Here is a 24822-nt window from a genome sequence, read left to right as displayed (position 1 = left end):
CGCTAGCCCGTGACACCAAGCGTGCGGGGCGACAGGGGCAGCGTCAGCGCCTTGCGCGAAAACCGCTGCGTCCAGAGCTGGCCCAAGGCGGACATCTCGTCATGCAGCAGGCTTTCATGTGCGGCCAGCCAGTCGGGCACCGACTCAAAACTGACAATCCGCGCCCTGCCTTCTTGAATCGTGACGACCGGCCATTCCCCGACCAGCGCATTGTCGATCCCGAACAGGCTTTCGCCCCACCATTGCGCCGGGCCAAAGGCATGGCTGACGCGGCCCATCTGCTTCATCGCCGCCATCACCGAAGCGGTGCTGAGCGCGCCGACCTTTTCAACGGCGGCGTGCCAGATATCGAGGATCGCGGCATATTCCCAGCTTACCGCACTCCAGCTGTCGGGAAAGCGGCGGTTATATTCGCTGAAGAACAGGTTGGGCTGATTGAAGAAAAATGCCTTTTCTGCCAGTGCAGGGTCGTCGAAATCTGGAAACTGAAAGATTGTGCCTTCCATGAAATCCAGCGACGTGCGCGCGACCAGCCGGTCATATTGGTCCATCGTGCACGACAGGATCGTGCCCTTGAACCCCTGCGCATGGGCGTATTCGGTCATGGCATGAACCATAGGGGTGTAGCTGGTGCACCAGCACAAGACCTCTGCGCCTGCGTCCAGCATTGGCTGCACAATCGCGGCGGCATCGGTCGTATCGGGCGCATACTGAATTTCCTTGCACACCTGCAATCCCGCCGCCTTGAACGCTGCGCGGTAGGTTGCCAGCGAGGGCAGCCCAAAGGCATCGGTCTGGCTGCACATTACGACCTTGCGCACTTGCGGCTTATTTTGCGCCAGCCATGTGACGCCTGTGACATTATAGACCGGATGCACCTCGGACGGGGCGATGAGATAGCGCGTGTCGGGGGACAAATCGCTGGTCAGCAAGGTCGAGGTCAGCACCTTGTGGGTGTTCAGAAAGCTGCGCAAAGGCGTGTAGCTGTCGCCGCCCAGCATCATCAAAAGCGTCACCTTGTCAGAGAGGACCAGTTTGCGCGCCCCTTCCAATGCCTGTTCGGCATCATAGCCACAATCCTCGGCAATGATCCGCACAGGATAGCGTCGCCCCTGAATAAGCGCCCCACCGGCGGCGTTCAGCCAGTCTTCCCAGATGCGGCACCCGTTCAGGCCCGGCTGCCCCCAAGACATGGCAGGGCCAGACAATGGCAGCAGCATACCAATCTTGATCTCTTGCGTCATGCCCACCCGATAGGTCGGCAATTGACTGCGCATGGCCATTTGATGTGCGAAACTTGATCCGATCATAGACCATGATTTAGCACAAGAGATACGCAACGCGAGACAGGAAACTAGCGTGATAGATGAAATTAATATTCCCTTTGTGAAAACCAGTTGACAGATTGGTTCTAGGTGGCGCAGATTTGGTACAGCCAAAACGCATAATTGGTCCCCTCGCCCAACAGCACGGAGAAAAACATGTCAGTAAAAAGAACAGCGATCATCGGGGCCGGCCCGTCAGGTCTGGCACAGCTACGCGCCTTTCAGTCCGCCGCGGAAAAAGGCGAGGAGATCCCGGAAATCGTCTGCTTCGAGAAACAGGACAATTGGGGCGGGCTGTGGAACTATACTTGGCGCACCGGGCTGGATGAAAATGGCGAGCCGGTGCATTGCTCGATGTATCGCTATCTGTGGTCGAACGGCCCGAAAGAGGGTCTGGAATTCGCGGATTATTCCTTCGAGGAACATTTCGGCAAGCAGATCGCCTCTTACCCCCCGCGCGCTGTCTTGTTCGACTATATCGAGGGGCGAGTAAAAAAAGCGGGTGTGCGCGATATGGTCCGGTTCAACACTGCCGTGCGCTGGGTCGAATACGATGAGGATACCGGCCTGTTCACAGTCACCGTGCATGACCACGCGAAAGACCATGTGTATTCAGAAACCTTCGATCATGTGATCGTGGCATCGGGCCATTTCTCGGTGCCCAATGTGCCCCATTACCCCGGCTTCGAATCGTTCAACGGCCGCTTGCTGCATGCCCATGATTTCCGCGATGCGCGCGAGTTTTCGGGCAAAGACATTCTGGTGATGGGCGCGTCCTATTCCGCCGAGGATATCGGTTCGCAATGCTGGAAATACGGCGCGAAATCGATCACATCGTGCTACCGCTCTGCGCCTATGGGTTTCCACTGGCCCGCAAATTGGGAAGAAAAGCCCGCGCTGGAGCGGGTCGAGGGCAACACCGCATATTTCATCGACGGCACCTCGAAGCATGTGGATGCGATCATCCTATGCACGGGCTACAAGCATTTCTTCAACTTCCTGCCCGATGACCTGCGTCTGAAAACCGCCAACCGACTGGCTACGGCAGACCTGTATAAGGGCGTGGTCTGGGTGCATAACCCCAAGCTGTTCTATCTGGGCATGCAAGACCAGTGGTTCACCTTCAATATGTTTGACGCGCAAGCATGGTGGGTGCGCGACGCGATTATGGGCAAGATCGAGATACCGGCTGACAAAGATGTTCTGCTGGCCGATGTTGCAGAACGCGAAGCCCGCGAGGAAGCGGACACAGATTCCAAATACCCGATCATCTATCAGGCCGAGTACATCAAGGAACTGGTCGCGGAAACCGACTATCCGTCGTTTGACATTGATGGCGCGTCAGCGGCGTTCTTTGAATGGAAAAAGCACAAGGCCAAGGATATCATGGCCTTCCGCGACAACAGCTACCGCTCTGTCATCACGGGCAGCATGGCCCCTGCGCATCACACCCCTTGGAAAGATGCGCTGGATGACAGCATGGACTGTTATCTACAAAACTGATCTGGCACGCGCAGCGCTGACAATAGGGATGTTGGCGCTGCATCTTGCCTGGGGCACGGGTCAAGACAGCGGCGGCCCCTCACCTGGTATCTGTTCGGTGTCAATTGCGCGCAGCAATGCCGCCAGTCCTTGCTCCAGCGCCGCGCGGTCATCTGCGGGCATTGCGTGCAGGATATTGCTGGCGCGCGCTTCGACCTGTGGAAGGATTTCGGCGAACAGCGCCTTACCGGACGGGGTGCAGGTATACAGCCGCAAGCGCCGGTCACGGGCAGCAATCGCGCGCGAAATCAGACCCTTCTCTTCCAGCTTCTGCGCGGCACGGCTGACCTGAACCTTATCTAGGGTGGTGCGTTGGCCCAATTCCAGCGATGTCATCTTGTCGACCCCGGCCAGCAGAAACAGCAAACGCCATTCTTCACGGCTTAACCCGTAGCGGCGGCCATAGACATTCATCAGGCTGCGCGAGAAAGCTTCGGCCGCGATTGCCAGTCTGTAAGGGAAGAACCCGTCAAGCTGGACAATATCCTTCATCATCAACGCCTTTTGTTGCTGCCTGCGCCGGGACCGTATCCGCGCCATGAACTTGCGCCACAATATCCATAATCATTGCAGTTGCAACGATTTCAGGGGGTGCGGGCTGGGCCGATCGGCGCTGAAACCAAGCCGCGCGCGTGATTATTCCACTTTCGCGGTGCAACCATGCCGCAGGTGGCGGCAAAGTGTATTGTTGCGTCGGGGAATAATGTCGTACAAGCTGCGCTGCCAAAACTTGCCAAAACAGGACTGCCAATGCAATCGTATGAGTACCTCGCCCTGCCCGCGCCGCTTCGGGGGCAGAAAGTCAAGGGTCTGAAAACCCCAGCCGAGCGTTATGCTCATGAACTGACGACAGTTCTGAACGACCTCTCCGCCGAAGGATGGGAATATTGCCGCAGCGAATGTCTGCCGAGTGAAGAGCGCAAAGGTTTCACAGGCAAGATGGTCGTGCAAAATCATCTGCTGATCTTTCGCAGACCCAAGGCAGAGGTGCTGGCAGAACGCATGACGCAAGAAGAAGCACCGCGCGTGTCGGTTGAGCCGCGTCAGGAATTTGTGGCCCCTCCTGCGATTGACAGCCCCAGCCCCGACCGGCCGATTCACGACAACCGCAGGGAGCCTATGTTTGCCCCGCGCAAGGACGACTGACGCCCCTGCGACAAGGCGTGATTACGCATCAATATCCAGCGCCAGCGCGTGAATGCGCGCAACCAGATCGCCGCCAAGCGCGGAATGCACCGCGCGGTGGCGTTGCAGACGGGACATGGGGCCAAAGGCGGCGGCGCGAATCTTCACGTTGAAATGTGTCTCGCCGCCCTCTCGCCATCCGCCGTGGCCGCGGTGACTTTCGCTGTCATCTTCGACAATCAGCAGGTTTGGCGTGAATGCATCATTTAGTCGCGCCTCGATTTCTTCACAAAGTCGCATCTCGGCTGTGTTCCCTCTTCAATCATCTGCCAAACATATCTAGAGTGTCGCCTCCGGATCGGAAAGGGGCACCCTGTCCTTTCGATCGCAGCAAGAGATTACAGACCGCACAGGATAATACATGGACCGCAAGCCGCTTTTCGATTTCGACATTCGCGCCTCAACCGACAAGATGAAACGCTCTCGGGGGCGTCGGGGCATGTCGGGGGCGTGGGAAACGTCGGTGCGGCAATGCGAACATCCGGGCTGCACAGAGGATGGCAAGTACCGCTGCCCAAGATCCCCTGATCTGCTGACCGAATACCTGTGGTTCTGCAAAGACCATGCCCGCGAATACAATCTGAAGTGGAACTATTTCGAGGGCCAGACCGAAGCCGAGATGATGGACGAGATGGAGCGCGACAGGGTTTGGGGCCGGACATCCAAGCCGCTGGGGCGCGATGACGAACGGCTGGCATGGCAGCGCTTGGGCATTGAAGACCCGCATCAGGTGCTGGGCGACAAGGCCACGCAGAACCCCGGAAAAGAATCGCGTATGGGCGGCACACGCAAACTGCCCGCCACTGAACGCAAGGCGCTGGAGATTCTGGATGCGCGTGACAGCTGGTCGCGCACCGATATCCGCAAGCAGTATAAAAGCCTCGTGAAAGACCTGCACCCGGACCGCAATGCCGGGGCGCGCGCGGATGAGGACCGGCTACAGGAAGTTGTCTGGGCATGGGACCAGATCAAGGATAGCCGTAACTTTCGAGACTGAGGCGCAGCTTGCCAACCCCCTGCGTTAGACGGTGCACAAGGTCGGGCCGCGCACATGGCGCGTCCTGTGCGTCAATCGTGCCTTCAAGTTCGCGCAGGATGTTCAGATCTTCCAGACGCCGGATCTCGGCATCGGACTGGCGCGCGGCCCCGGCATTTGGTGATATGTCCAGCATGGAAACCCCCTGATCTGTCTCATGCAAAGAATACCCGCCAAAGGTAAATACCTTATGACAGCGGCGCGCGGGCCATCTGATTTGAAAAAATCTGTGAATGCCTAGATTTCCCTCTTGCGGCGCACAGGGATAGTTTGTAAATCGCCCCTACCCAAAGGACGCGGGCGTAGCTCAGGGGTAGAGCATAACCTTGCCAAGGTTAGGGTCGTGAGTTCGAATCTCATCGCCCGCTCCAATCAAAAAGACCGTTGCTGCAAAGCAACGGTCTTTTTGCTTTTGGTCCCGACCGACCCATGCCCAAAAATTAACTTTCGAGTCTTTCTCAGCACTTATCCAGTCCAGCTTAACGTCAAGCTAAATTTCGTCATCGAAGTGTTAAATTACTCGTTGACGACTCCCCCTCAAATACGCCAGGTTGTGCATATCCACGGGCTACCCACTAAATCTGGCAAGCGACGCGAAGCGCAGTAGAGGGATTCGGGATAAGGAATATGAACAGCGCCTGAAAGGTTGCCAATCGGTCAGATTGGCAAACGAATTCTTTTTGCCGCGCGTCGTGCCTTAGCCCTAGCTTGAAATCAGAATATCCGGGTGCGCCCGGACAAATCAAACCGAACAAAGGGGCATCTGGCAGATGATCATCGAGCGGCACTTCACCACCACAGGCACAGACGCATATGCGGCGCTGGACTTCACCACCACGGTTTCGGAGATTCGCAACCCCGATGGGACAATTGTGTTCCGCAATGACGCAGTCGAAGTGCCCTCTAGCTGGTCGCAGGTTGCCTCGGACGTCATCGCACAGAAGTATTTTCGTAAAGCCGGTGTGCCCGCACGCCTGAAGCGCGTGCCAGAAGACGGTGTGCCGGAATTCCTGTGGCGTTCGGTTGCAGATGAGGCCGAATTGAAGAAATTGCCCGAAGACGCACGCTATATCGGCGAGAATTCCAGCAAGCAGGTGTTTGACCGTCTGGCAGGCGCTTGGTGCTACTGGGGCTGGAAAGGTGGCTATTTCACCACCGAGCAGGACGCGCGCGCCTATTTTGACGAGATGCGCTTCATGCTGGCGGCTCAGATGGCGGCCCCCAACAGCCCGCAATGGTTCAACACTGGCCTGCATTGGGCTTATGGCATCGACGGGCCAAGCCAGGGCCATTTCTATGTGGACCCCTTCACCCACAAGCTGGTGAAGTCGAAATCCAGCTATGAACACCCCCAGCCCCATGCCTGCTTCATCCAAAGTGTCAGCGATGATCTGGTGAATGAGGGCGGCATCATGGATCTTTGGGTGCGCGAGGCGCGCCTGTTCAAATATGGTTCCGGCACCGGAACCAACTTCAGCTCGCTGCGTGGAGAAGGCGAGAAACTGTCGGGCGGCGGTAAATCCTCTGGGTTGATGGGTTTCTTGAAAATCGGTGATCGCGCTGCGGGTGCGATCAAGTCGGGCGGGACCACGCGCCGCGCGGCCAAGATGGTAATCTGCGACATGGACCATCCCGATGTTGAGGAATTCATCAACTGGAAGGTGATCGAAGAACAAAAGGTCGCCTCGCTTGTTGCCGGCTCCAAATTGCACTCAGCGCGTCTGAACGAGATTTTCGGCGCGATCCGGGCATGGGATGGCAGCACAGAGGATGCCGTTGACCCCGTCAAGAACCCTGCGCTGAAAGCCGCGATCAAATCGGCCAAGAAGTCGATGATCCCCGAAACCTATATCGGGCGCGTGCTGCAATATGCCCGCCAAGGCTATGACAGCATCGAATTTCCAACCTATGATACGGACTGGGATTCGGAAGCCTATATTTCGGTATCGGGCCAGAACTCCAACAACTCTGTCCGTGTGACCGATGCGTTCCTGAAGGCGGTCAAGGATGACGCCGATTGGGAGCTGCTGCGCCGCACCGATGGCAAGGTTGCCAAGACCGTCAAGGCACGCGAGCTTTGGGATCAGGTGGGCCACGCGGCTTGGGCCTGTGCCGATCCGGGTATCCAGTTCCACGACACGGTCAACGCATGGCACACCTGCCCGGCGGATGGCCCGATCCGCGGCTCGAACCCCTGCTCTGAGTACATGTTCCTGGATGATACGGCCTGCAATCTGGCCTCGATGAACTTGCTGAAATTCTACAACAGCACCGAATTCGACGCCGAAGCCTATATGCACGCCACTCGCCTGTGGACGATCACACTGGAAATCAGCGTGATGATGGCGCAGTTCCCGTCCAAGGAAATCGCGCAGCGCTCGTATGAGTTCCGCACGCTAGGTCTGGGCTATGCCAATATCGGCGGCTTGCTGATGAATATGGGCTTTGGCTATGATTCCGACGAGGGCCGCGCGCTGTGTGGCGCACTAACCGCGCTGATGACAGGCGTGGCCTATGCGACATCTGCGGAAATGGCCGCCGAACTGGGTGCTTTCCCTGGCTACAAGAAGAATGCCGACCACATGTTGCGGGTCATTCGCAACCACCGCCGCGCCGCCTATGCCGATAACAGCTATGAGGGTGTGAATATCGCCCCCTTGGCGCTGGATGCCGCCAACTGCCCCGAAGCGCGCCTGGTCGAGCTGGCCCGCGCCGCATGGGACGAGGCGCTGACCCTTGGCGAAAAGCACGGCTACCGCAACGCACAATCCACAGTCATCGCGCCCACCGGCACGATCGGGCTGGTGATGGATTGCGACACCACAGGCATCGAGCCTGATTTCGCGCTGGTGAAATTCAAAAAGCTCGCCGGTGGCGGGTATTTCAAGATCATCAACCAGTCCGTGCCCGCGTCGCTGCGCAAGAAAGGTTACCGAGAGTCTGAGATCAACGAGATCATCGCCTATGCGGTCGGGCATGGCAGCTTGGGTCAGGCCCCCGGCATCAACCACACCAGCCTGCTGGGCCACGGTTTTGGCGAAGCGGAAATCAAGAAGATCGAGGCCGCGTTGCCATCCGCCTTCGATATCCGTTTCGTGTTCAATCAATGGACCTTGGGCGAGGCGTTCTGCCGCGAGACACTGGGCATTCCGGCCTCCGAGTTGAACAACCCCGGATTCGATCTGCTGCGGCATCTGGGCTTCACCCGCGCACAAATCGAGGCGGCCAATGACCATGTCTGCGGCACCATGACACTGGAAGGCGCGCCGCATCTGAAGCAAGAGCATTACAGCATCTTCGATTGCGCCAATCCCTGCGGCAAGACCGGCAAGCGCTATCTGTCCGTCAATGCCCATATCTACATGATGGCAGCGGCGCAAAGCTTCATCTCGGGCGCAATTTCCAAGACGATCAACATGCCCAACTCGGCCTCCATCGAGGAAACACTGGCGGCATATGAGTTGTCATGGTCGCTGGGGATCAAGGCCAATGCGCTGTATCGTGACGGCTCGAAACTGTCGCAGCCCTTGGCCGCAGCCCTGATCGAGGATGATGAGGAAGCCGAAGAAATCCTTGAATCCGGCAGCCAGCAGGAAAAGGCGCAGGTTCTGGCCGAAAAGATCGTCGAGAAGATCATCGTCAAGGAAGTGATCCGCCGTCACCGCGAGAAACTGCCAGAGCGGCGCAAGGGCTACACGCAGAAAGCCATCGTCGGCGGGCATAAGGTGTATTTGCGCACCGGCGAATATGGCAGCGGCAAGCTGGGTGAAATCTTCATCGACATGCACAAGGAAGGTGCGGGCTTCCGCGCGATGATGAACAATTTCGCCATCGCCGTGTCGGTTGGTCTGCAATATGGCGTGCCGCTGGAAGAGTTTGTCGACGCCTTCACCTTCACCCGCTTTGAACCGGCGGGCATGGTGCAGGGCAATGACAGCATCAAAAACGCGACCTCGATCCTCGACTACATCTTCCGCGAACTGGCGGTCAGCTATCTGGACCGCACCGATCTGGCGCATGTGAAACCTTCGGGCACCGCGTTTGACGATCTGGGCGCAGGCGAGAATGAGGGGCAGGCGAATATCTCGGAACTGTCCGACGGGGCTGCGTCCCGCTCGCTTGAAGTGCTGCGCCAGATCAGCTCGACCGGCTATCTGCGCAAGCGCATGCCACAGGAACTGCATGTGTTGCAGGGCGGGCAGTCCGCGACCAGCTACTCGACCGAAGGCAGCGCCGCGCTCTCTTACGAGACGCGTGAGGTGGAAACCCTGACAGTCGCCCCGCTGGATGCCCGCTCCAAAGCCAAGATGCAGGGCTATGAGGGCGATCCGTGCGGCGAATGCGGCAACTACACGCTGGTGCGCAACGGCACCTGCATGAAGTGCAACACATGCGGCGGCACGAGCGGGTGTAGCTAACATATTGAAAAGAATTATAGGATGCGTAAAGGAATAGTTGTTCGCAACAGTCAAAGTGTTCTCGTGTCGGGAAACCATGTCCACAATGCCGACATTGCATATGACTTCGAAGGGGTCGAAAACCTGACCGCAACAGGAAACAAAGCAACTTGGGACATTGATCCGATTTTGATCCAATTCCCAGTCTTGCAAGACGCAGAGGAAAACGATTTGGTAGCGGCCGCAAACGCAGTCGCCGCGGCCTCCCCAGATGAACGTGTAAACGTATTAAGGGGCACAAAGCTCGGGCAGTGGTTGGCACAACAAGCATTTCTCGATTGGGCCGTGCTCGCGGTTGCGCTAATAGGACTTACACAATAGTGACCCACTATTGAACGCTTTCGGCCTCGGCATCGCATGTGGCAACTACACGCTGGCACGCAACGGCACCTGCATGAAGTGTAACACCTGCGGCGGCACGAGCGGGTGTAGCTGACCTGACATTGGGAAACTCTGTCCAGAGCAGAAGTACGAGTGAGACGGGCCTGAGGGAAACACCCTCAGGCCCTTTTCAGTCGGCATTCGGAAAGAACAACTGCGCGCCGTTGATCGTGAAGCTGGCGATTGCCGCTTGCCCCGCGTCCGAGATCAGCCAGTCGATGAAGGCCTGTGCCTCTGTGGCTTTCACATGCGGGTGGCGTGCGGGGTTCACGAGGATCACGCCGTAAGGGTTGAGCAGCCCCGCGTCGCCCTCAAACACAATGTCCAGATCGCCGCGATTCTGAAAGCTCAGCCATGTGCCCCGATCCGCCAGAACATAGGCGGGCAATTGTGCTGCCATGTTCAGCGCGCCCCCCATGCCCGCCCCGATGGACAGATACCATCTGCCTTGCGGCGCGACCTCGGCTGCATCCCACAGTGCCATTTCCGCGACATGTGTGCCGCTGTCATCGCCGCGCGACACGAAAGGTGCACCCGCTTCGGCAATCGCGGCGAATGCGTCTGCGGCGCTGTCCGCGTCGCGCAGATGGGCCGGATCGTCACCGGGGCCGACAAGAACGAAGTCGTTATACATGACATCAACCCGCTGCACGCCGTAACCCTTGGCCACAAAGGCCTCTTCCTGCGCGCGGGCATGGACGAAGACAAGATCGACATCGCCCCTGCGCCCTGTCTCCAGCGCCTGTCCGGTGCCTTGGGCGACGACGCGCACCTCTATGCCGGTCTGTTCCTGAAACAAGGGCAGAATATGGTCGAACAGCCCCGAATTCTCGGTCGAGGTGGTCGACGCCACGGTGATGACCTGCTGCGCGCTGGCCGGAAACGCGGCCAGAAGTGCCAACCCAAAGGTTGCGGTCAGCATGAAGCGATGAACATGGGTCATGGTGCGCCTCTCTCCGGTCACCAGACCAGATCGCCCGCAAGGAAGGCGCGGGCCTCTGGGGCTATGGGGTCTGCGAAGAACGCGGCGGCCGGGCGGTGTTCGCTCAGCCGACCACGATGCAGAAAGGCCACGTCCTGTGCCAGTCGCCGCGCCTGCCCCAGATCATGCGTGCTCATGACGATGGTGATGCCGTCGTCTGAGAATTGCGCGACCATCTCTTCAATAATTCGCGTGGCGGACGGGTCGAGTGCCGAGCATGGCTCGTCCAGAAACAGCACTTGCGGGCGCATGGCCCATGCGCGTGCCAAGGCCAGCCGCTGCTGCTCGCCGCCCGACAAAAGCCGCGCGGGGCGATTGGCCAGTGCACTCAGCCCGAACCGCTCCAACGTCTGCGCAACACTGTTACGGCGCGTTTTGCGTGCCAGCCCCATCAGCGTCAGCGGATATTCCAGATTGGCCGCAACGGACCGGCGCAACAGGACAGGTCGTTGGAACACCATCGCCTGTTCGCGCGCGCGCACCGCACCATTCGCCCAGTCGCAATGGCCCGCTGTCGGCGCAATCAGCCCGTGGCACAGGCGCAAAAACAGGCTTTTGCCTGCGCCATTCGCGCCCATGACGATCAACCTGCGCCCCGCTTCAATGCGCAAGGTGATGTCCTGCAAAAGCGTCTGGCCCGCGACAGTGTAACCGGCCCCCTTCAGCGACAGGGGCAGAATGGGGGCATCAGCACTGCACAGAGGATCGCGCGCGCCCGTCATCCCAGCCGCTCCCGCGCCCATTGCCCTGCCCACCACGCAGCGGCGTTCAGGGTCAGGGTCAGCACCATCAGGATGATCCCCAGCGCCACCGCAAGGCCAAGCTGCCCCCGCGCTGTCTCCAGCGTGATAGCGGTGGTCATGGTCCGGGTATGGCCTGCGATATTGCCGCCCACGATCAGCACAGCGCCCACCTCGGCGCTGGCGCGCCCGAAACCGGCCAGCACACCTGTCAGCAGACTGACGCGCCCGTCCCACAGCAGCGTCGGTACTGCCCGCAAGCGCCCTGCCCCCAACGAGCGCAACTGCTCTCGATATTCGGCCCACAGGTCTTCGACCACCGAGCGCGTCAGCGACACCACGATGGGCAGGATCAGCAAGGTTTGGGCGATAATCATCGCCGTTGGCGTGAACAGCAGCGCAAGCGACCCGAACGGCCCGGAGCGCGACAGCATCAGATACACCAGCAACCCCGCCACCACGGGCGGCAGCCCCATCAGTGCGTTAAAGGCCACGATCACCACCCCGCGCCCCGGAAACCGCGCAAGCGCAAGCGCGGCACCCGAGGGCAGACCCACAACGCAGGCAATCAGCACCGCAGTCAGCGTGACCTGCAACGACAAGCCGATGATCTGCATCAGGGCCGCATCGCCACTGGCAATCAGGCTAAGCGCGGTTGCGAACGGGCTGTCCATGCACGAGGATTCCTTGCAGAAAGAAGTAGAAAAGAAACAGAAAACAAATTATAAATCAAATATGTAAATTTTGCAGGAAAATTCATGGATACGCAGGACGCATTGCCCGGAACACCCCTTGATTTGTCGCGCGCACCCTCCCCCATGCTGACAACGGCTGAGGTTGCGGATTACCTGCGGGTGAAGGAACGCACGATTTATGAAATGGTCGCCCGCCAAACGATCCCGTTCAGCCGCGCCACCGGCAAACTGCTTTTCCCGCGTCGGCTGATCGATGCCTGGCTGGAGGCGCAGACCGAATTGCCCGCCAGCGGAATCGCGCCCGCCCCACCCATTTACGCAGGGTCTAATGATCCGTTGCTGGAATGGGCATTGCGCCAATCGGGCAGCGGGCTGGCGGTGCTTGCGCGCGGATCGGCGCAGGGGCTGGACGATCTGGCGGCAGGCCGCGCAGTTCTGGCCGGCCTGCATCTGATAGACCCTGACAGCGGGCGCTGGAACCTGTCAGCTGCGGCAGCACATTTGCCGAGCTCAAGCCATGTCCTGATCCATTGGGCGCGGCGCGTGCAAGGTATGATCACTGCGGCGCGCAATCCCTTGGGGATAACCGGCCTGCAAGATGCCGTTACGCGCCGCTTGCGCTTTGCCTTGCGCGCCGAAGGTGCAGGCTCGACCCGGTTGCTGGAAGTGCTGCTTGCGCGCGAAGGGCTGACAATGGCGGACCTGACCACCACCGAGCGCCCCGCCGAAACCCATGCCGATCTGGCCATGCTGATCGAAACCGGCGAGGCGGATTGCGGTCTTGGCCTGCAAGCCGCAGCAGGACATCTGGGCTTTCTGCCCTTGCTGACGAATGAGAGCTTCGATCTGGCCATGAAACGGCGCGACTATTTTGAACCACATATCCAGCGCCTTCTGAGTTTCGCGCGCTCCGACAGCTTTGCCAAACGGGCGGAACACTTGGGCGGATACGACCTGACCGACCTTGGCCATGTGTTGTGGAATGGTTAAGCGGGGGTTTGCCAGTTCTTGCACTTCGCCACCGGCATGGATGGGGGTTTACCGACGCGCTTGTTGTAAAAGTGGTCGCAAAAATGATCTCAATCTCTAGATATGCGCAGTAGAAGCAGATCATATGGCGCGGCACCGCTTGCTGCGGCCTGCCGTGGTGGAATGACAGAATGAAAGTTTCGACCGAATGAAGAGGCTTGGCCTTGATGCAACTGATATTCGCATTCTCACGGCGATTCAGCAGCATGGCCAACTGAGCAAGACCAGATTGGCCGAAATCGCCAATATTTCGCCAACACCCTGCTGGGCACGACTGGACAGGCTCAAGGCGGCGGGCTTTATTCGCGGCTATCACGCTGACATTGTGCTGGACAAGGTTTGCAACTTTACCGAAGTCATCGTCACTGTCTCGCTGACCCATCACCGCAAGGCGGATTTTGACCGCTTTGAAAGCTTTGTGAAAACCCAAGACGAAATCACAGAGTGCATCTCTACAGGGGGTGGCATTGACTATATTGTGCGGGTTGTCTGCGCCAGCTTTGCCGCGTTTCAGGAAGTGATGGACGCCATGCTGTCAGATGAGTTGGGCGTGGATCGCTACATGACCTACATCGCGTCGCGCAGGGTCAAATCAATCCCCCCCAATCTTGCAAAACTGACAGGCAAGGCCGCCAAATAAACGCCCCCGTCTGAACGGTCTGGGAACGGGCGAAAAAATAGTCTGTTCAGTCTGCGTCGCGCGTTTCTTCAGCCCGGATACACCCTGCAATCTCTACTACAAGATCGTCACGATCAGACTTCGTGCAGCGGGTAGGGCTGCCGATAAGCAAGGGAGAGAGACATGACGCAAGCAGATGACTTCGGGTTCGGCACACAGATCCGCAAATCGCCCTATTTCGACGCCACCGTGCGTTGGGGCGCCAAAGGATTTTCTGTTTACAATCACATGTATATCCCCCGCGATTTCGGCGACCCCGAACAGAATTTCTGGAACCTCGTGAATGATGCGATCCTGTGCGATGTAGGGGTGGAGCGTCAGGTCGAAATCACTGGCCCGGATGCTGCGCAGTTTGTCCAGATGCTGACCCCGCGCGATCTGTCCAAGATGGCGGTCGGGCAGTGCAAATACGTCCTGATCACCAATGCCGAGGGCGGTGTTCTGAACGATCCGATCCTGCTGCGTCTGGCAGAAAACCATTTCTGGATTTCACTGGCAGACAGCGACATCCTGCTCTGGGCACAAGGTGTCGCGGTGCATTCCGGTCTTGATGTCACGATCTGCGAGCCAGATGTCTCGCCCTTGCAATTGCAAGGCCCCAAATCGGGCGAGATCATGCGCGAATTGTTCGGCGACAGCATCATGGACCTGCGCTACTACTGGCTGCGCGAGGTCGAGTTGGACGGCATCCCGCTGATCGTATCGCGCACGGGCTGGTCAAGCGAGTTAGGCTACGAGATCTATCTGCGCGATGGTGCGAAAGGTGATGCGCTGTGGGAACGCATCATGGTGGCGGGTATGCCATTCGGCCTGAAGCCCGGTCACACATCGTCCATCCGCCGCATCGAAGGCGGCATGCTGTCCTATCATGCGGATGCAGATATCAACACCAACCCGTATGAGCTGGGCCTTGACCGTCTGGTGAACCTCGACATAGAGGCCGATTTCATCGGCAAGGCCGCGCTGCGCCGCATTCAACAGCAAGGACCGCGCCGCAAGCAGATTGGCCTGATTCTCGATTGCGCGCCGCTTCCGGGGCCGAACACGCGGTTTTGGGGCATCAACAAGGATGGCGAAGATATCGGCAAAGTGACCTCTGCGGTGTATTCCCCGCGCCTGTGCCAGAACATCGCGCTGGCGATGGTCGATGCCGATTACGCCAATATCGGCGCAGAGGTGGAAGTCTGGACCAGTTCAGGCCCGACCCGCGCCACCATTGTAGAACGCCCCTTCTACGACCCCCGCAAAAAGATTGCCGCCGCCTGAGCGTACCGGCCAAGACAAGGTGCCTCGAACATGTCTGACCTTTCGATCGATCTGCACTGGCAGCGCGCTGGACCTGTGTTGCACACAGGCAAATTCTCTAACGCGCACACAGTGCAATATAACAGCAGTTTTGATGTGCAAGTGGACGCCGCCCCCGACTGGGGCGGCGATCCCGCGCACACCAACCCTGAACAGGCCTTGGCCGCTGCCCTGTCGAGCTGCCACATGATGACCTTTCTGGCGCTGGCCGCCAAGGCGGGCTGGCCGGTGGCCAGCTACCACGACCACGCAACGGCCCATCTGGGCAAGAACGCCAAGGGCCAGATGGCGGTGACGCAGATTGATCTGCATCCGGTGGTGCGCTTTGATACAGGGTTCACCCTTGATCCGACCGAATTGGCACAAATGCAGCACCGCGCGCATCGCTATTGCTTCATTGCGAACACGCTTTCTGATAGTGTGGAAGTCAACATACTGTAGAGTGCTTTGAAAAGGATCTGACCCCGTGCAAAAGACTGATATCCTGCTGCGTGAACTGAGCGAAGACGGCATCCTGCGTCTGACACTGAATGACGCCAAGCGGCGCAACGCCTTGTCCGAGGCGATGCTGACGGAACTGGGCACAGCCTTTGCAGAGGCGGGCGATAATCCAGACGTGCGCGTCATCATTCTGGCCGCGAATGGCCCTGCATTCTGCGCAGGTCATGACCTGAAGGAAATGACTGCCGGGCGCGCAGGCCCGGATCGGGGCCGCGCCTATTTCACCAAGGTCATGGCCCAATGCTCGGGCGTCATGCAGGGCATTGTCGGCTGCCCCAAACCCGTCATCGCCGAGGTGACAGGCATTGCCACCGCCGCTGGCTGTCAGTTGGTGGCCAGTTGTGATCTGGCGGTTGCCGCAGATACCGCGCAATTCAGCACACCGGGCGTGCATATCGGGTTGTTCTGCTCCACACCAATGGTGGCCTTGTCGCGCAATGTATCGGCCAAACACGCGATGAAAATGCTGCTGACCGGCGACATGACATCGGCTGCGCGCGCCGCCGAAATCGGCTTGATAAACCGCGCTGTCGCCCCCGACGGCTTGCAAGATACAACGCTTGAAATGGCCCGCAAGATCGCGTCGAAATCCAGTATGACCCTGTCCACAGGCAAGCGCGCGTTTTATGCACAACGCGAGATGTCGCTGTCTGCCGCCTATGACTTCGCCTCGACCGTCATGGTGGACAACATGTTGGCCCGCGATGCCGAAGAAGGCATTGGTGCCTTTGTCGAGAAGCGCGCGCCCCAGTGGCAGGACGCCTGACACGATGGCCCAGAACCCCTACAATACCGGGCTGGACCGCACCTCGGCAAATTATCAGCCCCTGACGCCGCTATGTTTTCTGGAACGCGCCGCAAGCGTGTTCCCAGATCATACCGCCATCGTTCACGGCGCGTTGCGGCGCAGCTATGCCGAATTTTACGCGCGTGCGCGCCAACTCGCCTCTGCGCTGGCGCAGGCGGGTATCGGGCGCGGGCATACTGTGTCGGCGATGTTGGCCAACACCCCTGCAATGCTGGAATGCCATTACGGGGTGCCGATGTGCGGCGGCGTGCTGCATTCGGTCAACACCCGACTGGACGCGGCGATCATCGCGTTCCAGCTGGACCATGCCATGTCCGACATCGTGATCGTGGACCGCGAATTCATGCCGCTGATGCAAGACGCGCTTGCGCTGGCCACCCGCAAGCCGCTGGTCATTCAGTATGACGACCCGGAATTCACCGGCCCGCCAACCGCAACGGACGCCACGGATTATGAGGCGTTCTTGTCCACAGGTGATCCCGATTTCGCGTGGCTGATGCCCGAAGATGAATGGGACGCCATTGCAATCAACTACACATCCGGCACCACGGGCGACCCCAAAGGTGTGGTGTCGCATCATCGCGGCGCCTATCTTCTGGCGCAGGGAAATGCGCTGACAACCTCAATGCAGAAGCACGCGGTCTATCTGTGGACCTTGCCGATGTTTCACTGCAACGGCTGGTGCTTTCCATGGACCTTGTCCGCCATTATCGGCACGCATGTCTGTCTGCGTCAGGTGCGCGCCGAACCGATCTGGAATGCCCTTGCTGATGAGGGTGTGACCCATTTATGCGGCGCGCCGATTGTCATGTCGCTGATGATTTCGGCACCCGAGGCAGAGAAACGCGGACTTGCGCAAACCGTGCAGTTCTTCACCGCAGCCGCCCCGCCACCCGAAAAACTGCTGGCGGATATGAAGACCGCGGGTTTTGACGTCACGCACCTCTACGGGCTGACGGAAACCTATGGCCCTGCGGTCGTCAATGACTGGAACGCAGCATGGTCTGAGCTGCCCGCCGACGCGCAGGCCGCGCTGAAATCTCGTCAGGGTGTACGGTATCTGGCGTTGGAAGCGCTGGATATTCTGGACCCGGAAACCATGACCCCCGTGCCCCGCGATGGCAAAACTATGGGCGAGGTCATGTTTCGCGGAAATGTCGTGATGAAAGGGTATTTCCGCAACCCGGATGCGACGCAGGCCGCGTTTGCGGGCGGATGGTTTCACTCGGGCGATCTGGGGGTCCGGCACCCGGACGGGTACATCCAGCTCAAGGACCGCTCGAAGGATGTTATCATCTCGGGCGGCGAGAATATCTCCTCCATCGAAGTCGAAGAAGCGCTCTATCGGCACCCGGCGGTTGAAGTGGTGGCCGTGGTTGCCATGCCGCATGAGAAATGGGGTGAAACGCCGTGTGCCTTTATCGAGCTTGGCGCAGGTCAGCAGGCCGATGGCGAGACATTGCGCCAATGGTGCCGCGACCAGCTTGCGCCCTACAAGGTGCCGGGGCGGTTTGTTTTCATGTCGATTCCACGCACCTCTACAGGCAAGATCCAGAAATTCCTGTTGCGTGACGAAGCAAAGAAGATTGCGGCCAGCGCAGACGCATGACTGTGCCTGTTTGAGGGCACCCCGAAACTAGACGCCGCGCGCCAGTCCGTTCATGGCCCGAGCATCCATAGCGCTATGGGTTTTTGCCTGCGCGCCCTCATGCCTTGCTTGCGGCGCGCTGTGTTTTACGGGTAAGAGATTTGCTTCAGCATCCAATTAAGTGATTTCGGCGATGACCCGAACAGAGTTTCAAACATGACACCCGACCAAGAATGGCAAGTGATCCTTGTGCTTTGGGGGACGAAATATCCGGTTTCGGATGTCAGTCATCTGATTGCGACAATCCGCGCCCAGTCTAACCCCGCACCCGCCCGCGTCGTGCTGCTGACCGATCACATCCGCGACGGGCTTGATCCAGATGTCATACAACGCCAGATGCCGGAATTTTTCCTGCGCCCTGAATTCAGGGGCAGCGGCTGTCAGGCAAAACTGTGCATCTTTGAAGAAGGGTTGGTCCCGCCGGATATGCCCGCGATCTTCGTCGATATCGACACGGTGGTTTTCGGCAATCTTGCCCGTCTGCTGGGGGGGATGGCCAACCGCAAGACAGTTGCGATTTTGCAAAGTGCACTCCTGCCCTTCAGCTCTTTCGCCCGTTTTCTGCATCGCGTCACATTGGGGCAGCGATATGCGCGGGGCAATTCTTCGATTGTGGTTTTCCATCCTGCGGAATGCACCCATATCGCGCGCCGTTTTCGAGAGTTGGAGGCCCAGCATGGGCCAAATGGTGTTCGGCCCATGATTGCGGATGAACGCTTTATGAGTTGGGCCAACCAGCCAAACATGCGCGCGATCCCCCGCCGCATGGCTGTGAAACTGCCGACCGAATTCATGCTGCCTTGGCGCTGGCTGATCCTGAGGCGCGCGTCGCTGCCGTGGGTGCGCAAGCGCTGGAATGGCTTGATTGCGGTCACGCTGCCGGGGATCGAAGTGAAGGGCGAGGCGCTGCTCGCCCTTGCAGATGGGGCCGAGATCGTAGACCGTAAGGGCAGACGGCTGATCTGGTCCGAGGCGGCACTTGGTCCGGTCAAGATGCAACTGGAAAACTATTACCGTATCCTTCAGGCAAACAAGGACGCCCCGCAATGATCCTCGGCCATATCGGCGCGCGCAAAGGCTCTAAAGGCGTGCCCGGAAAGAACTTTCGTAACATTTGCGGCAAGCCACTGATTGATTGGTCGCTTGACCAGCTTTTCGCCAACCCACGTATCGAAGATGTCGTCGTCTCGACAGATGATGCGGCGATCTATGACCACGCCATACAGCGCGGCGCGCTGGAGATCGGGTTGCGACCGGCAGAACTGGCGACGGACGCGGCCCCCAAATGGGGCGTGTGGCAACATGCGCTGGCAGCGGGCGAAGCCGCAGCAGGGCGGGCGGTTTCGGCCTTTGTGGATCTTGATTGCACCTCGCCCCTGCGCCTGCCCGAAGATATCGACGCAGCGCTCGATCTATTCCAAAGCGCGCGCCCCGATATGGTGATGAGCGTGTGTGAAGCGCGCAAGAACCCCTATTTCAACATGCTGGAACTGGATGCGCAGGGGGCCTTGCAGGTTTCCAAATCATTGCCCGGCGGGGTCTGGGCACGCCAGAATGCACCACTGGTTTACGAACATGTGGGCCTTGTCTATGTTGTGGCCCCCGACTACTTGCGGCGCGCGAAAACGCTGTATGACGGGCGGGTCATTCCGGTTGAACTGCCCGCAGAACGCTGCCACGACATTGATATGCCACATGATTTTCGTCTGGTGGAATTCCTGCTGCAAGAGCAGTTGAATGAGGGTGTCAGGAAGGTCTGAGAAGCTTGGGCAATGCCGCAAGGGTTTTGTCCGTGGCATTGGAATGGGCGGCGACAAATCCCTCGATCCGGCCCTTATCCGGGCGCCAGTCCGACAGCAGCACCGCTGTCAGTTCTTCTGCATCGCGCACCGACCGCGCAACGCCTGCCGCCTCGGCCTCGGCAAAGGGGTATTCGATTGTATGGACATGCGGGCCGGTGACGACAGGGCGGCCCAAAACCAGAGCTTCCGAAATGTTATGCGCGCCCTTCGGGTTGAAACCGCCCCCGACAATCACCTCATCCGCCATCGAGAGATAGGCATACATCTCGCCCAATGAATCGCCAAAGAAGACATCCGGGCAGTCAGGCACAGGCCCCCACCTGTCGGACATGAACTCCCCCGCGAAGGCAGACCTGCGCAACACCGACAACCCTGCGTCTTGCAAGGCGCTCGCGACAAGATCAAACCGCTCCGGGCGGCGGGGAACATAGACAAACAGCGGCATGACCTGTTGCCGCGCCATCGCTTCGCGGCGCAAGGCAGCAATCGCATGAAGATAGACCGCGTCCTCCCCCTCGATCGCGCTTGCGATGCAGATCACGCGGCGGTCATGCGCCCCGATCCAGCGCCGCGCGGCCTGTCCTGCCTTCACCAGCGCTTGCGGCACCGGTTGATCGAAACGCAGCTCACCCGTTATGGCGATATTGCGCACCCCGACCGAGGCAAAGCGGTCCGCCTGCATCTGCGATTTCACCAGCGCACCCGCAAAGCCCTGCATCACCTTCTGGCGCAACCGAAGGCCCCCTGAATCGCGCGTCAGGGATTTCACTGGGTATTGCGCATTGCACATGAACAGCGGCACCCCCGCATCTTGCGCCGCAAAGACCATGCGCGGCCATATCTCTATTTCCATCACCAGCCCGAATTTGGGCTGGAATGCTTGAAAGAACCCGCGCCACGCCCATGCCGTCTCGATCGGCACCCAAACTGGCCGAAGCTGCCCCGCTTGGATTTCTTGCGCAAAGACCTGTTCCGCCTCGCGTCGCCCTGCCGGTGTGAAATGCGTGACGACAATCCGCTCGCCCTGACCAAGCAACCCCCGAATAAGCGGCACGGCAGAACGCAATTCCCCCAAACTGACAGCATGTATCCACACACAGCCCTCCATAGGGTCGCGGTAGCGGCCAAACCGTTCCGACAAATGGGCAAAATACTCAGGATCTTTGCGCGCGCGTCTGCGCAGATACAGCAGCAACACCGGCAACCCAAGCGTCCAGATCGCAGACCAGAGGAAAAGAAACGGCACGAGGACAGCGCTTTTGGTGGCTCGGATCATTCTCTGGCTTCTCATACTGCGCGGCCCTCGATCTTGTTGACCGCCCGCAAGCTAACATACCATTTGGCAAATATTTCACAGCGATTACAGGGTTCAAACCGGAATGTCGACGATATGCGCTCTCAAAACCGCCAAGTGAGGCGCGTTCGGCGCGGCACCCCCAAACAGGTGCGCCTAAACACCCAGTGACAACAACTTGCGCGCCAATGGCGCAAGGTTGCCGCGTGCGTGTTCGGTCAGTTTGCGCGCGCGCGGGGCGAGTGCTGCAAGATCGGGGTCTTGCAAGGCCCGCGCAAGCTCTGCGGGTGCGATCTGTCGCGCGGCCTGCGCTTGTGCAAGGGATGCGTAATCTGCGGCGAAATTCGAAACCTTTGGGCCATGCAGGATCGCCACATCCAGCGCTGCCGCCTCCCACGGGTTATGCCCGTTTGTCGCATCGAAACTGCCGCCGATCAGGGCCGCGTCGGCCAGCCTGTACCACAGGCCAAGTTCCCCGTAACTGTCAGCAAGCCAGACCCGCGTCTGGGGCTGTGGCAGCCCCCCCGCACTGCGCCGCAGATACGCCAGCCCTGTCGCGGACAGTTCCGCCGCTATGCTGTCGGCCCGCCCGATATCACGCGGCACAAGCACCAGCAGCCGGTCAGGCAGCGCCTGCGCTGCCGCCAATGCCGCGCGTTCATCTGCCGGATGGGTTGAGGCCGCGACCCAGACCTTGCGCCCCGCAAGGCAGGCACGCAAACGCTCCAGCTCGGCCGCATCCACCCCAAGCGGGGGGGCCGCAGGTTTCAGCGACCCGCCAAGTTCAACCCCGCGCGCGCCAAGGCTGGCCAGTCGGTCAGCAGTCGCCCGATCCTGCGCAGATATATGGGCAAAGCGCGACAGCATGTCTGCATAGAGCCCGCGCAACCTAGATCGTTTGGCATGGCTTTCCTCTGTCAGCCGCGCATTGATCAGCGCAAGCGGAATGCCCCGCGCCCGCGCCGCGACCACGGCACCCGGCCAAAGTTCCTGCTCTGCCCAGACCGACAGCGATGGCCGCCAATGATCGAGAAACCGCGCAAGGTAGCGTGGCGCATCAAGCGGCAGGAACTGGTGAAGGGTGCGCGGCGGAAGATTGACCCCTATCACCTGCGCGGATGAGCGCGCGGTGGATGTGACCAGAAACGTAACATCGGGCCGCTGCGCACCCATTTCTTCGATCAGCCCGCGCAGGGCCAGCACCTCGCCCAGACCCACGGCATGTAGCCAGATGACCGGGCCGTCAGGGCGTGGCTGCGTGGGTTTGCCCAGTTTTTCCTGCCAGCGCTCCGCGTCTTCCTTGCCCCGCCGCAGGCGACGGCGCAGCAGGTTTGGGGCAAAGAGGGGCACAGTATGGCTGGCCAGAAGATAGGCGCGTAACAGCAGCCCAGAGGGGTCGCGCTCAGCCAAGGTCTTTGAACGCCTTTTGCAATCCGCGCTCCCAGAAATCAGGCGCGGCCAGAACAGCGCGGAAACAATCCGCCGCGCGTCCTTCGCCAAAGGCCGTGTCCGAGCGCGACCGCTGGCCCCATTGGCTGCGCAAAAACGCCTCGATTGCAGGGGTATCATCTGCCGCACAGACAGCGACAGTCGGCGCAAGGGCGCGATTGGTCTGGCGTGTGCCAATATCCAGCGACGGCAGGCCCAGAAACGGCGCCTCGCGCACGCCTGCGCTGGAATTGCCGACCATGCAGGCCGCGTTTTTCATCAATTCCGAGAAATGCGAAAACCGCATCGATGGGATGACCCGAAAACGATCGGTCGGCAAACCGTCCAGCACTGCGAAAATCGCTTCGGATCCGGGGTCATTATTGGGTGCGATCACCACGAACTGGCGGTTTGAGGCCTGCAATGCGCCAAAGAGGCTGCGCGCCTGTGCGGCCATGCTTGCCTGTTCGCTGGTGACAGGATGGAAAATTGCGATGCCATACTCGGGAAAGGCGATCTCATAACGCGCGCGCACGTCCGCGATGCTGACACCGGATGGCCCCGCGTGAAAATCCAACTCAGGCGAGCCGATGACATGGATCACCTCGGCAGGCTCCCCCATCGCCATAACACGCCGCCGCGCGCCTTCGGATGACACGAAATGATGCGTTGCCAGCTTGGTGTTGCAATGGCGAAACATCTCGTCAATCGTGCCCGAGACTTCGCCCCCCTCAATATGGGCAGAGGCGATGTAATTCGTCGCCGCCACCAGCGCGCCGGCCAGTGCTTCGATCCGGTCGCCATGCAGCACGATCAGATCGGGGCGGTGTTCGGTCACATAATCCGAAAACCCGGTCACAGTCTTGGCCAGCGTGATATCCTGCGGATCGCCGGGGCGCTGGTTTAGGAATTCATGCACGACCACGCCGGGCATGCGCCGCACTTCATTCACCGTCAGACCATAGCGGTCCATCAGATGCATGCCGGTGACAAAAAACGTCACCCGATGCCCCGCATCCCGCGCAGCAGCGGCCAATGGCTCCAGCTTGCCGAAATCGGCACGCGTGCCAGTAAGGAACAGGATGTGGCGGGTCATGGAAACTCTCGGATCAGGAAAACAACGTTACAACCCTGTCCCCCCACCCGCAAGACTGCGCTGTGGACATGCTCTGCCCTTGCGATTATCAGCGGATGACGAAAATGCAGGCAAAGAGCATGGATCGCACGGTTTTATGTATCAAATGGGGCACGTTATACAGTGCCGATTATGTCAACGTGCTGTTCAATGCAGCACGCGCAAACATCTCTGGGTCGTTCCGGTTTGTCTGCCTGACCGATGATCCCGAAGGCCTGTCCCCCCGGATCGAGCATTTTCCGATCCCCGATATCGGACTGGAACCGCACCATTGGAAAGGCGGCGGCTGGCCGAAGCTTTCGATGTTTGTACCCGACCTTTATGGGATCAAGGGGCGGGTTCTGTTCATTGATCTGGATATGGTCATCTGGGGGGCGCTGGATTCGTTTTTCACATGGGAAAAGGGCATGGTCATGCTCGACCATGGCCCTTGGCGGCACAATGATGGTGTTCCACGGCCCATGTCTTCGGTTTTCGCCTTCGATGCGGGTGCCCATGCGGATATGCTTGAACGCTTCGCGGCCAATCGTGACGCGCTGATGGCGCGTTACCGCCTGGAGCAAGATTTCATCGCAGGAGAGGCCGGACCACTTGCCTTCTGGCCACAGGACTGGATCAAGAGCTACAAGAACCACCTGCGCCCGCCACTGATTATCGACCGCTTTCGCGGCCCCTACCCGCCGGACCCATCGGTGCGCATCCTGTGTTTCCATGGCCAGCCGCGCCCCATTGATCTGGTGCATCCGCCCGCCGGAAACTGGGATGTCTTTCCGCACTACGGGCGCGGGCGTGTCGCTTGGATGGCGGAATATTGGAAGCGCTTTGGTGGGAAAATCTAGCTAAATCCACG

Annotated in this window: 24 protein-coding genes and 1 tRNA gene; 15 read left to right on the top strand and 10 right to left on the bottom strand. The window is 59.5% G+C overall.

The features are described 5' to 3' along the window. Positions 1-2: 2 nt before the first annotated feature. Positions 3-1310, bottom strand: a complete 1308-nt coding sequence (locus BD293_RS02230; RefSeq protein WP_142079674.1) for an ABC transporter substrate-binding protein — start codon at positions 1308-1310, stop codon at positions 3-5. Between the two features lie 171 nt (positions 1311-1481). Between BD293_RS02230 and BD293_RS02225 the strand changes: the two genes are divergently transcribed. Beyond that, positions 1482-2828, top strand: a complete 1347-nt coding sequence (locus BD293_RS02225) for an NAD(P)-binding domain-containing protein (RefSeq protein WP_142079673.1) — start codon at positions 1482-1484, stop codon at positions 2826-2828. Positions 2829-2888: 60 nt separating this feature from the next. On the opposite strand, the gene BD293_RS02220 is transcribed toward BD293_RS02225, so the two are convergent. Then, complete coding sequence (locus tag BD293_RS02220) at positions 2889-3362, bottom strand: MarR family winged helix-turn-helix transcriptional regulator (protein ID WP_246086185.1); 474 nt, start codon at positions 3360-3362, stop codon at positions 2889-2891. Positions 3363-3617: 255 nt separating this feature from the next. Between BD293_RS02220 and BD293_RS02215 the strand changes: the two genes are divergently transcribed. After that, entirely contained in the window at positions 3618-4013 is a 396-nt protein-coding gene (locus BD293_RS02215; protein ID WP_142079672.1) for a DUF4177 domain-containing protein, read from the top strand. A gap of 21 nt (positions 4014-4034) precedes the next feature. Here the strand turns inward: BD293_RS02215 and BD293_RS02210 are convergent, their stop codons facing one another. Continuing rightward, the gene (locus BD293_RS02210) at positions 4035-4292 is read right to left on the bottom strand and encodes a BolA family protein (RefSeq protein ID WP_142079671.1); all 258 of its coding nucleotides are present in this window, start codon (positions 4290-4292) and stop codon (positions 4035-4037) included. Between the two features lie 121 nt (positions 4293-4413). On the opposite strand from BD293_RS02210, the gene BD293_RS02205 reads away from it, so the two are divergent. Continuing rightward, a complete protein-coding gene (locus BD293_RS02205; RefSeq protein ID WP_142079670.1) occupies positions 4414-5049 on the top strand; it encodes a J domain-containing protein in 636 nt (211 codons plus the stop codon). On the opposite strand, the gene BD293_RS02200 is transcribed toward BD293_RS02205, so the two are convergent. Then, positions 5021-5224: a hypothetical protein gene (locus tag BD293_RS02200; protein WP_142079669.1), complete on the bottom strand. Its 204-nt coding sequence runs from the start codon at positions 5222-5224 to the stop codon at positions 5021-5023. The genes BD293_RS02205 and BD293_RS02200 overlap by 29 nt on opposite strands. A gap of 160 nt (positions 5225-5384) precedes the next feature. On the opposite strand from BD293_RS02200, the gene BD293_RS02195 reads away from it, so the two are divergent. From BD293_RS02195 to BD293_RS02185, 3 genes are all read left to right on the top strand, one after another. Next, a tRNA-Gly gene (locus BD293_RS02195) sits at positions 5385-5459 on the top strand. A gap of 399 nt (positions 5460-5858) precedes the next feature. After that, the gene (locus BD293_RS02190; protein ID WP_142079668.1) at positions 5859-9506 is read left to right on the top strand and encodes a vitamin B12-dependent ribonucleotide reductase; all 3648 of its coding nucleotides are present in this window, start codon (positions 5859-5861) and stop codon (positions 9504-9506) included. Between the two features lie 21 nt (positions 9507-9527). Next, positions 9528-9866, top strand: coding sequence for a hypothetical protein (locus BD293_RS02185; RefSeq protein WP_142079667.1), 339 nt, complete (start codon positions 9528-9530; stop codon positions 9864-9866). Between the two features lie 190 nt (positions 9867-10056). Here BD293_RS02185 and BD293_RS02180 read toward each other — a convergent pair whose 3' ends face one another. Genes BD293_RS02180 through BD293_RS02170 form a run of 3 tightly spaced genes read right to left on the bottom strand, consistent with a single transcriptional unit; the run spans position 10057 to position 12322 of the window. Continuing rightward, positions 10057-10869, bottom strand: coding sequence for an ABC transporter substrate-binding protein (locus tag BD293_RS02180; RefSeq protein ID WP_142079666.1), 813 nt, complete (start codon positions 10867-10869; stop codon positions 10057-10059). A 17-nt stretch (positions 10870-10886) separates the two neighbouring features. Beyond that, complete coding sequence (locus tag BD293_RS02175; RefSeq protein WP_246086184.1) at positions 10887-11630, bottom strand: ATP-binding cassette domain-containing protein; 744 nt, start codon at positions 11628-11630, stop codon at positions 10887-10889. Continuing rightward, complete coding sequence (locus tag BD293_RS02170) at positions 11627-12322, bottom strand: ABC transporter permease (protein WP_142079664.1); 696 nt, start codon at positions 12320-12322, stop codon at positions 11627-11629. Before BD293_RS02170 ends, BD293_RS02175 begins: the two co-directional genes overlap by 4 nt. Before the next feature lie 84 nt (positions 12323-12406). On the opposite strand from BD293_RS02170, the gene BD293_RS02165 reads away from it, so the two are divergent. The 8 genes from BD293_RS02165 to BD293_RS02130 all read left to right on the top strand — a co-directional run bounded on the left by BD293_RS02165 (position 12407) and on the right by BD293_RS02130 (position 20073). Continuing rightward, positions 12407-13333, top strand: a complete 927-nt coding sequence (locus tag BD293_RS02165; RefSeq protein ID WP_142079663.1) for a helix-turn-helix transcriptional regulator — start codon at positions 12407-12409, stop codon at positions 13331-13333. A 187-nt stretch (positions 13334-13520) separates the two neighbouring features. After that, the gene (locus tag BD293_RS02160; RefSeq protein ID WP_142079662.1) at positions 13521-14012 is read left to right on the top strand and encodes an Lrp/AsnC family transcriptional regulator; all 492 of its coding nucleotides are present in this window, start codon (positions 13521-13523) and stop codon (positions 14010-14012) included. Between the two features lie 162 nt (positions 14013-14174). After that, entirely contained in the window at positions 14175-15317 is a 1143-nt protein-coding gene (locus BD293_RS02155) for a glycine cleavage T C-terminal barrel domain-containing protein (protein ID WP_142079661.1), read from the top strand. Between the two features lie 30 nt (positions 15318-15347). Next, positions 15348-15797, top strand: a complete 450-nt coding sequence (locus BD293_RS02150; protein ID WP_142079660.1) for an OsmC family protein — start codon at positions 15348-15350, stop codon at positions 15795-15797. A 25-nt stretch (positions 15798-15822) separates the two neighbouring features. Further along, entirely contained in the window at positions 15823-16623 is an 801-nt protein-coding gene (locus BD293_RS02145; RefSeq protein ID WP_142079659.1) for an enoyl-CoA hydratase, read from the top strand. Between the two features lie 4 nt (positions 16624-16627). Then, the gene (locus BD293_RS02140) at positions 16628-18274 is read left to right on the top strand and encodes an acyl-CoA synthetase (RefSeq protein WP_142079658.1); all 1647 of its coding nucleotides are present in this window, start codon (positions 16628-16630) and stop codon (positions 18272-18274) included. Between the two features lie 195 nt (positions 18275-18469). Next, on the top strand, positions 18470-19363 hold the full coding sequence (locus tag BD293_RS02135; protein ID WP_142079657.1) for a hypothetical protein: 894 nt from the start codon (positions 18470-18472) through the stop codon (positions 19361-19363). Then, on the top strand, positions 19360-20073 hold the full coding sequence (locus BD293_RS02130) for an acylneuraminate cytidylyltransferase family protein (protein WP_142079656.1): 714 nt from the start codon (positions 19360-19362) through the stop codon (positions 20071-20073). The genes BD293_RS02135 and BD293_RS02130 overlap by 4 nt, the downstream gene beginning before the upstream one ends. On the opposite strand, the gene BD293_RS02125 is transcribed toward BD293_RS02130, so the two are convergent. The 3 genes from BD293_RS02125 to neuC form a co-directional block, all read right to left on the bottom strand. Beyond that, positions 20060-21391: a 3-deoxy-D-manno-octulosonic acid transferase gene (locus tag BD293_RS02125; protein WP_170207033.1), complete on the bottom strand. Its 1332-nt coding sequence runs from the start codon at positions 21389-21391 to the stop codon at positions 20060-20062. The two genes, BD293_RS02130 and BD293_RS02125, sit on opposite strands and share 14 nt — an antisense overlap. A 174-nt stretch (positions 21392-21565) precedes the next feature. Continuing rightward, positions 21566-22819, bottom strand: a complete 1254-nt coding sequence (locus BD293_RS02120) for a 3-deoxy-D-manno-octulosonic acid transferase (RefSeq protein WP_170207032.1) — start codon at positions 22817-22819, stop codon at positions 21566-21568. After that, positions 22812-23933, bottom strand: coding sequence for a UDP-N-acetylglucosamine 2-epimerase (gene neuC / locus BD293_RS02115; RefSeq protein ID WP_142079653.1), 1122 nt, complete (start codon positions 23931-23933; stop codon positions 22812-22814). The genes BD293_RS02120 and neuC overlap by 8 nt, the downstream gene beginning before the upstream one ends. Before the next feature lie 104 nt (positions 23934-24037). Here neuC and BD293_RS02110 point away from each other — a divergent pair, with 104 nt between their 5' ends. Beyond that, a complete protein-coding gene (locus BD293_RS02110; RefSeq protein WP_142079652.1) occupies positions 24038-24811 on the top strand; it encodes a glycosyltransferase in 774 nt (257 codons plus the stop codon). Positions 24812-24822 lie beyond the last annotated feature (11 nt).

The sequence above is a fragment of the Roseinatronobacter monicus genome (genome assembly GCF_006716865.1).
Classification (GTDB): domain Bacteria; phylum Pseudomonadota; class Alphaproteobacteria; order Rhodobacterales; family Rhodobacteraceae; genus Roseinatronobacter; species Roseinatronobacter monicus.
This window is presented reverse-complemented; position numbering and strand designations above follow the sequence as displayed.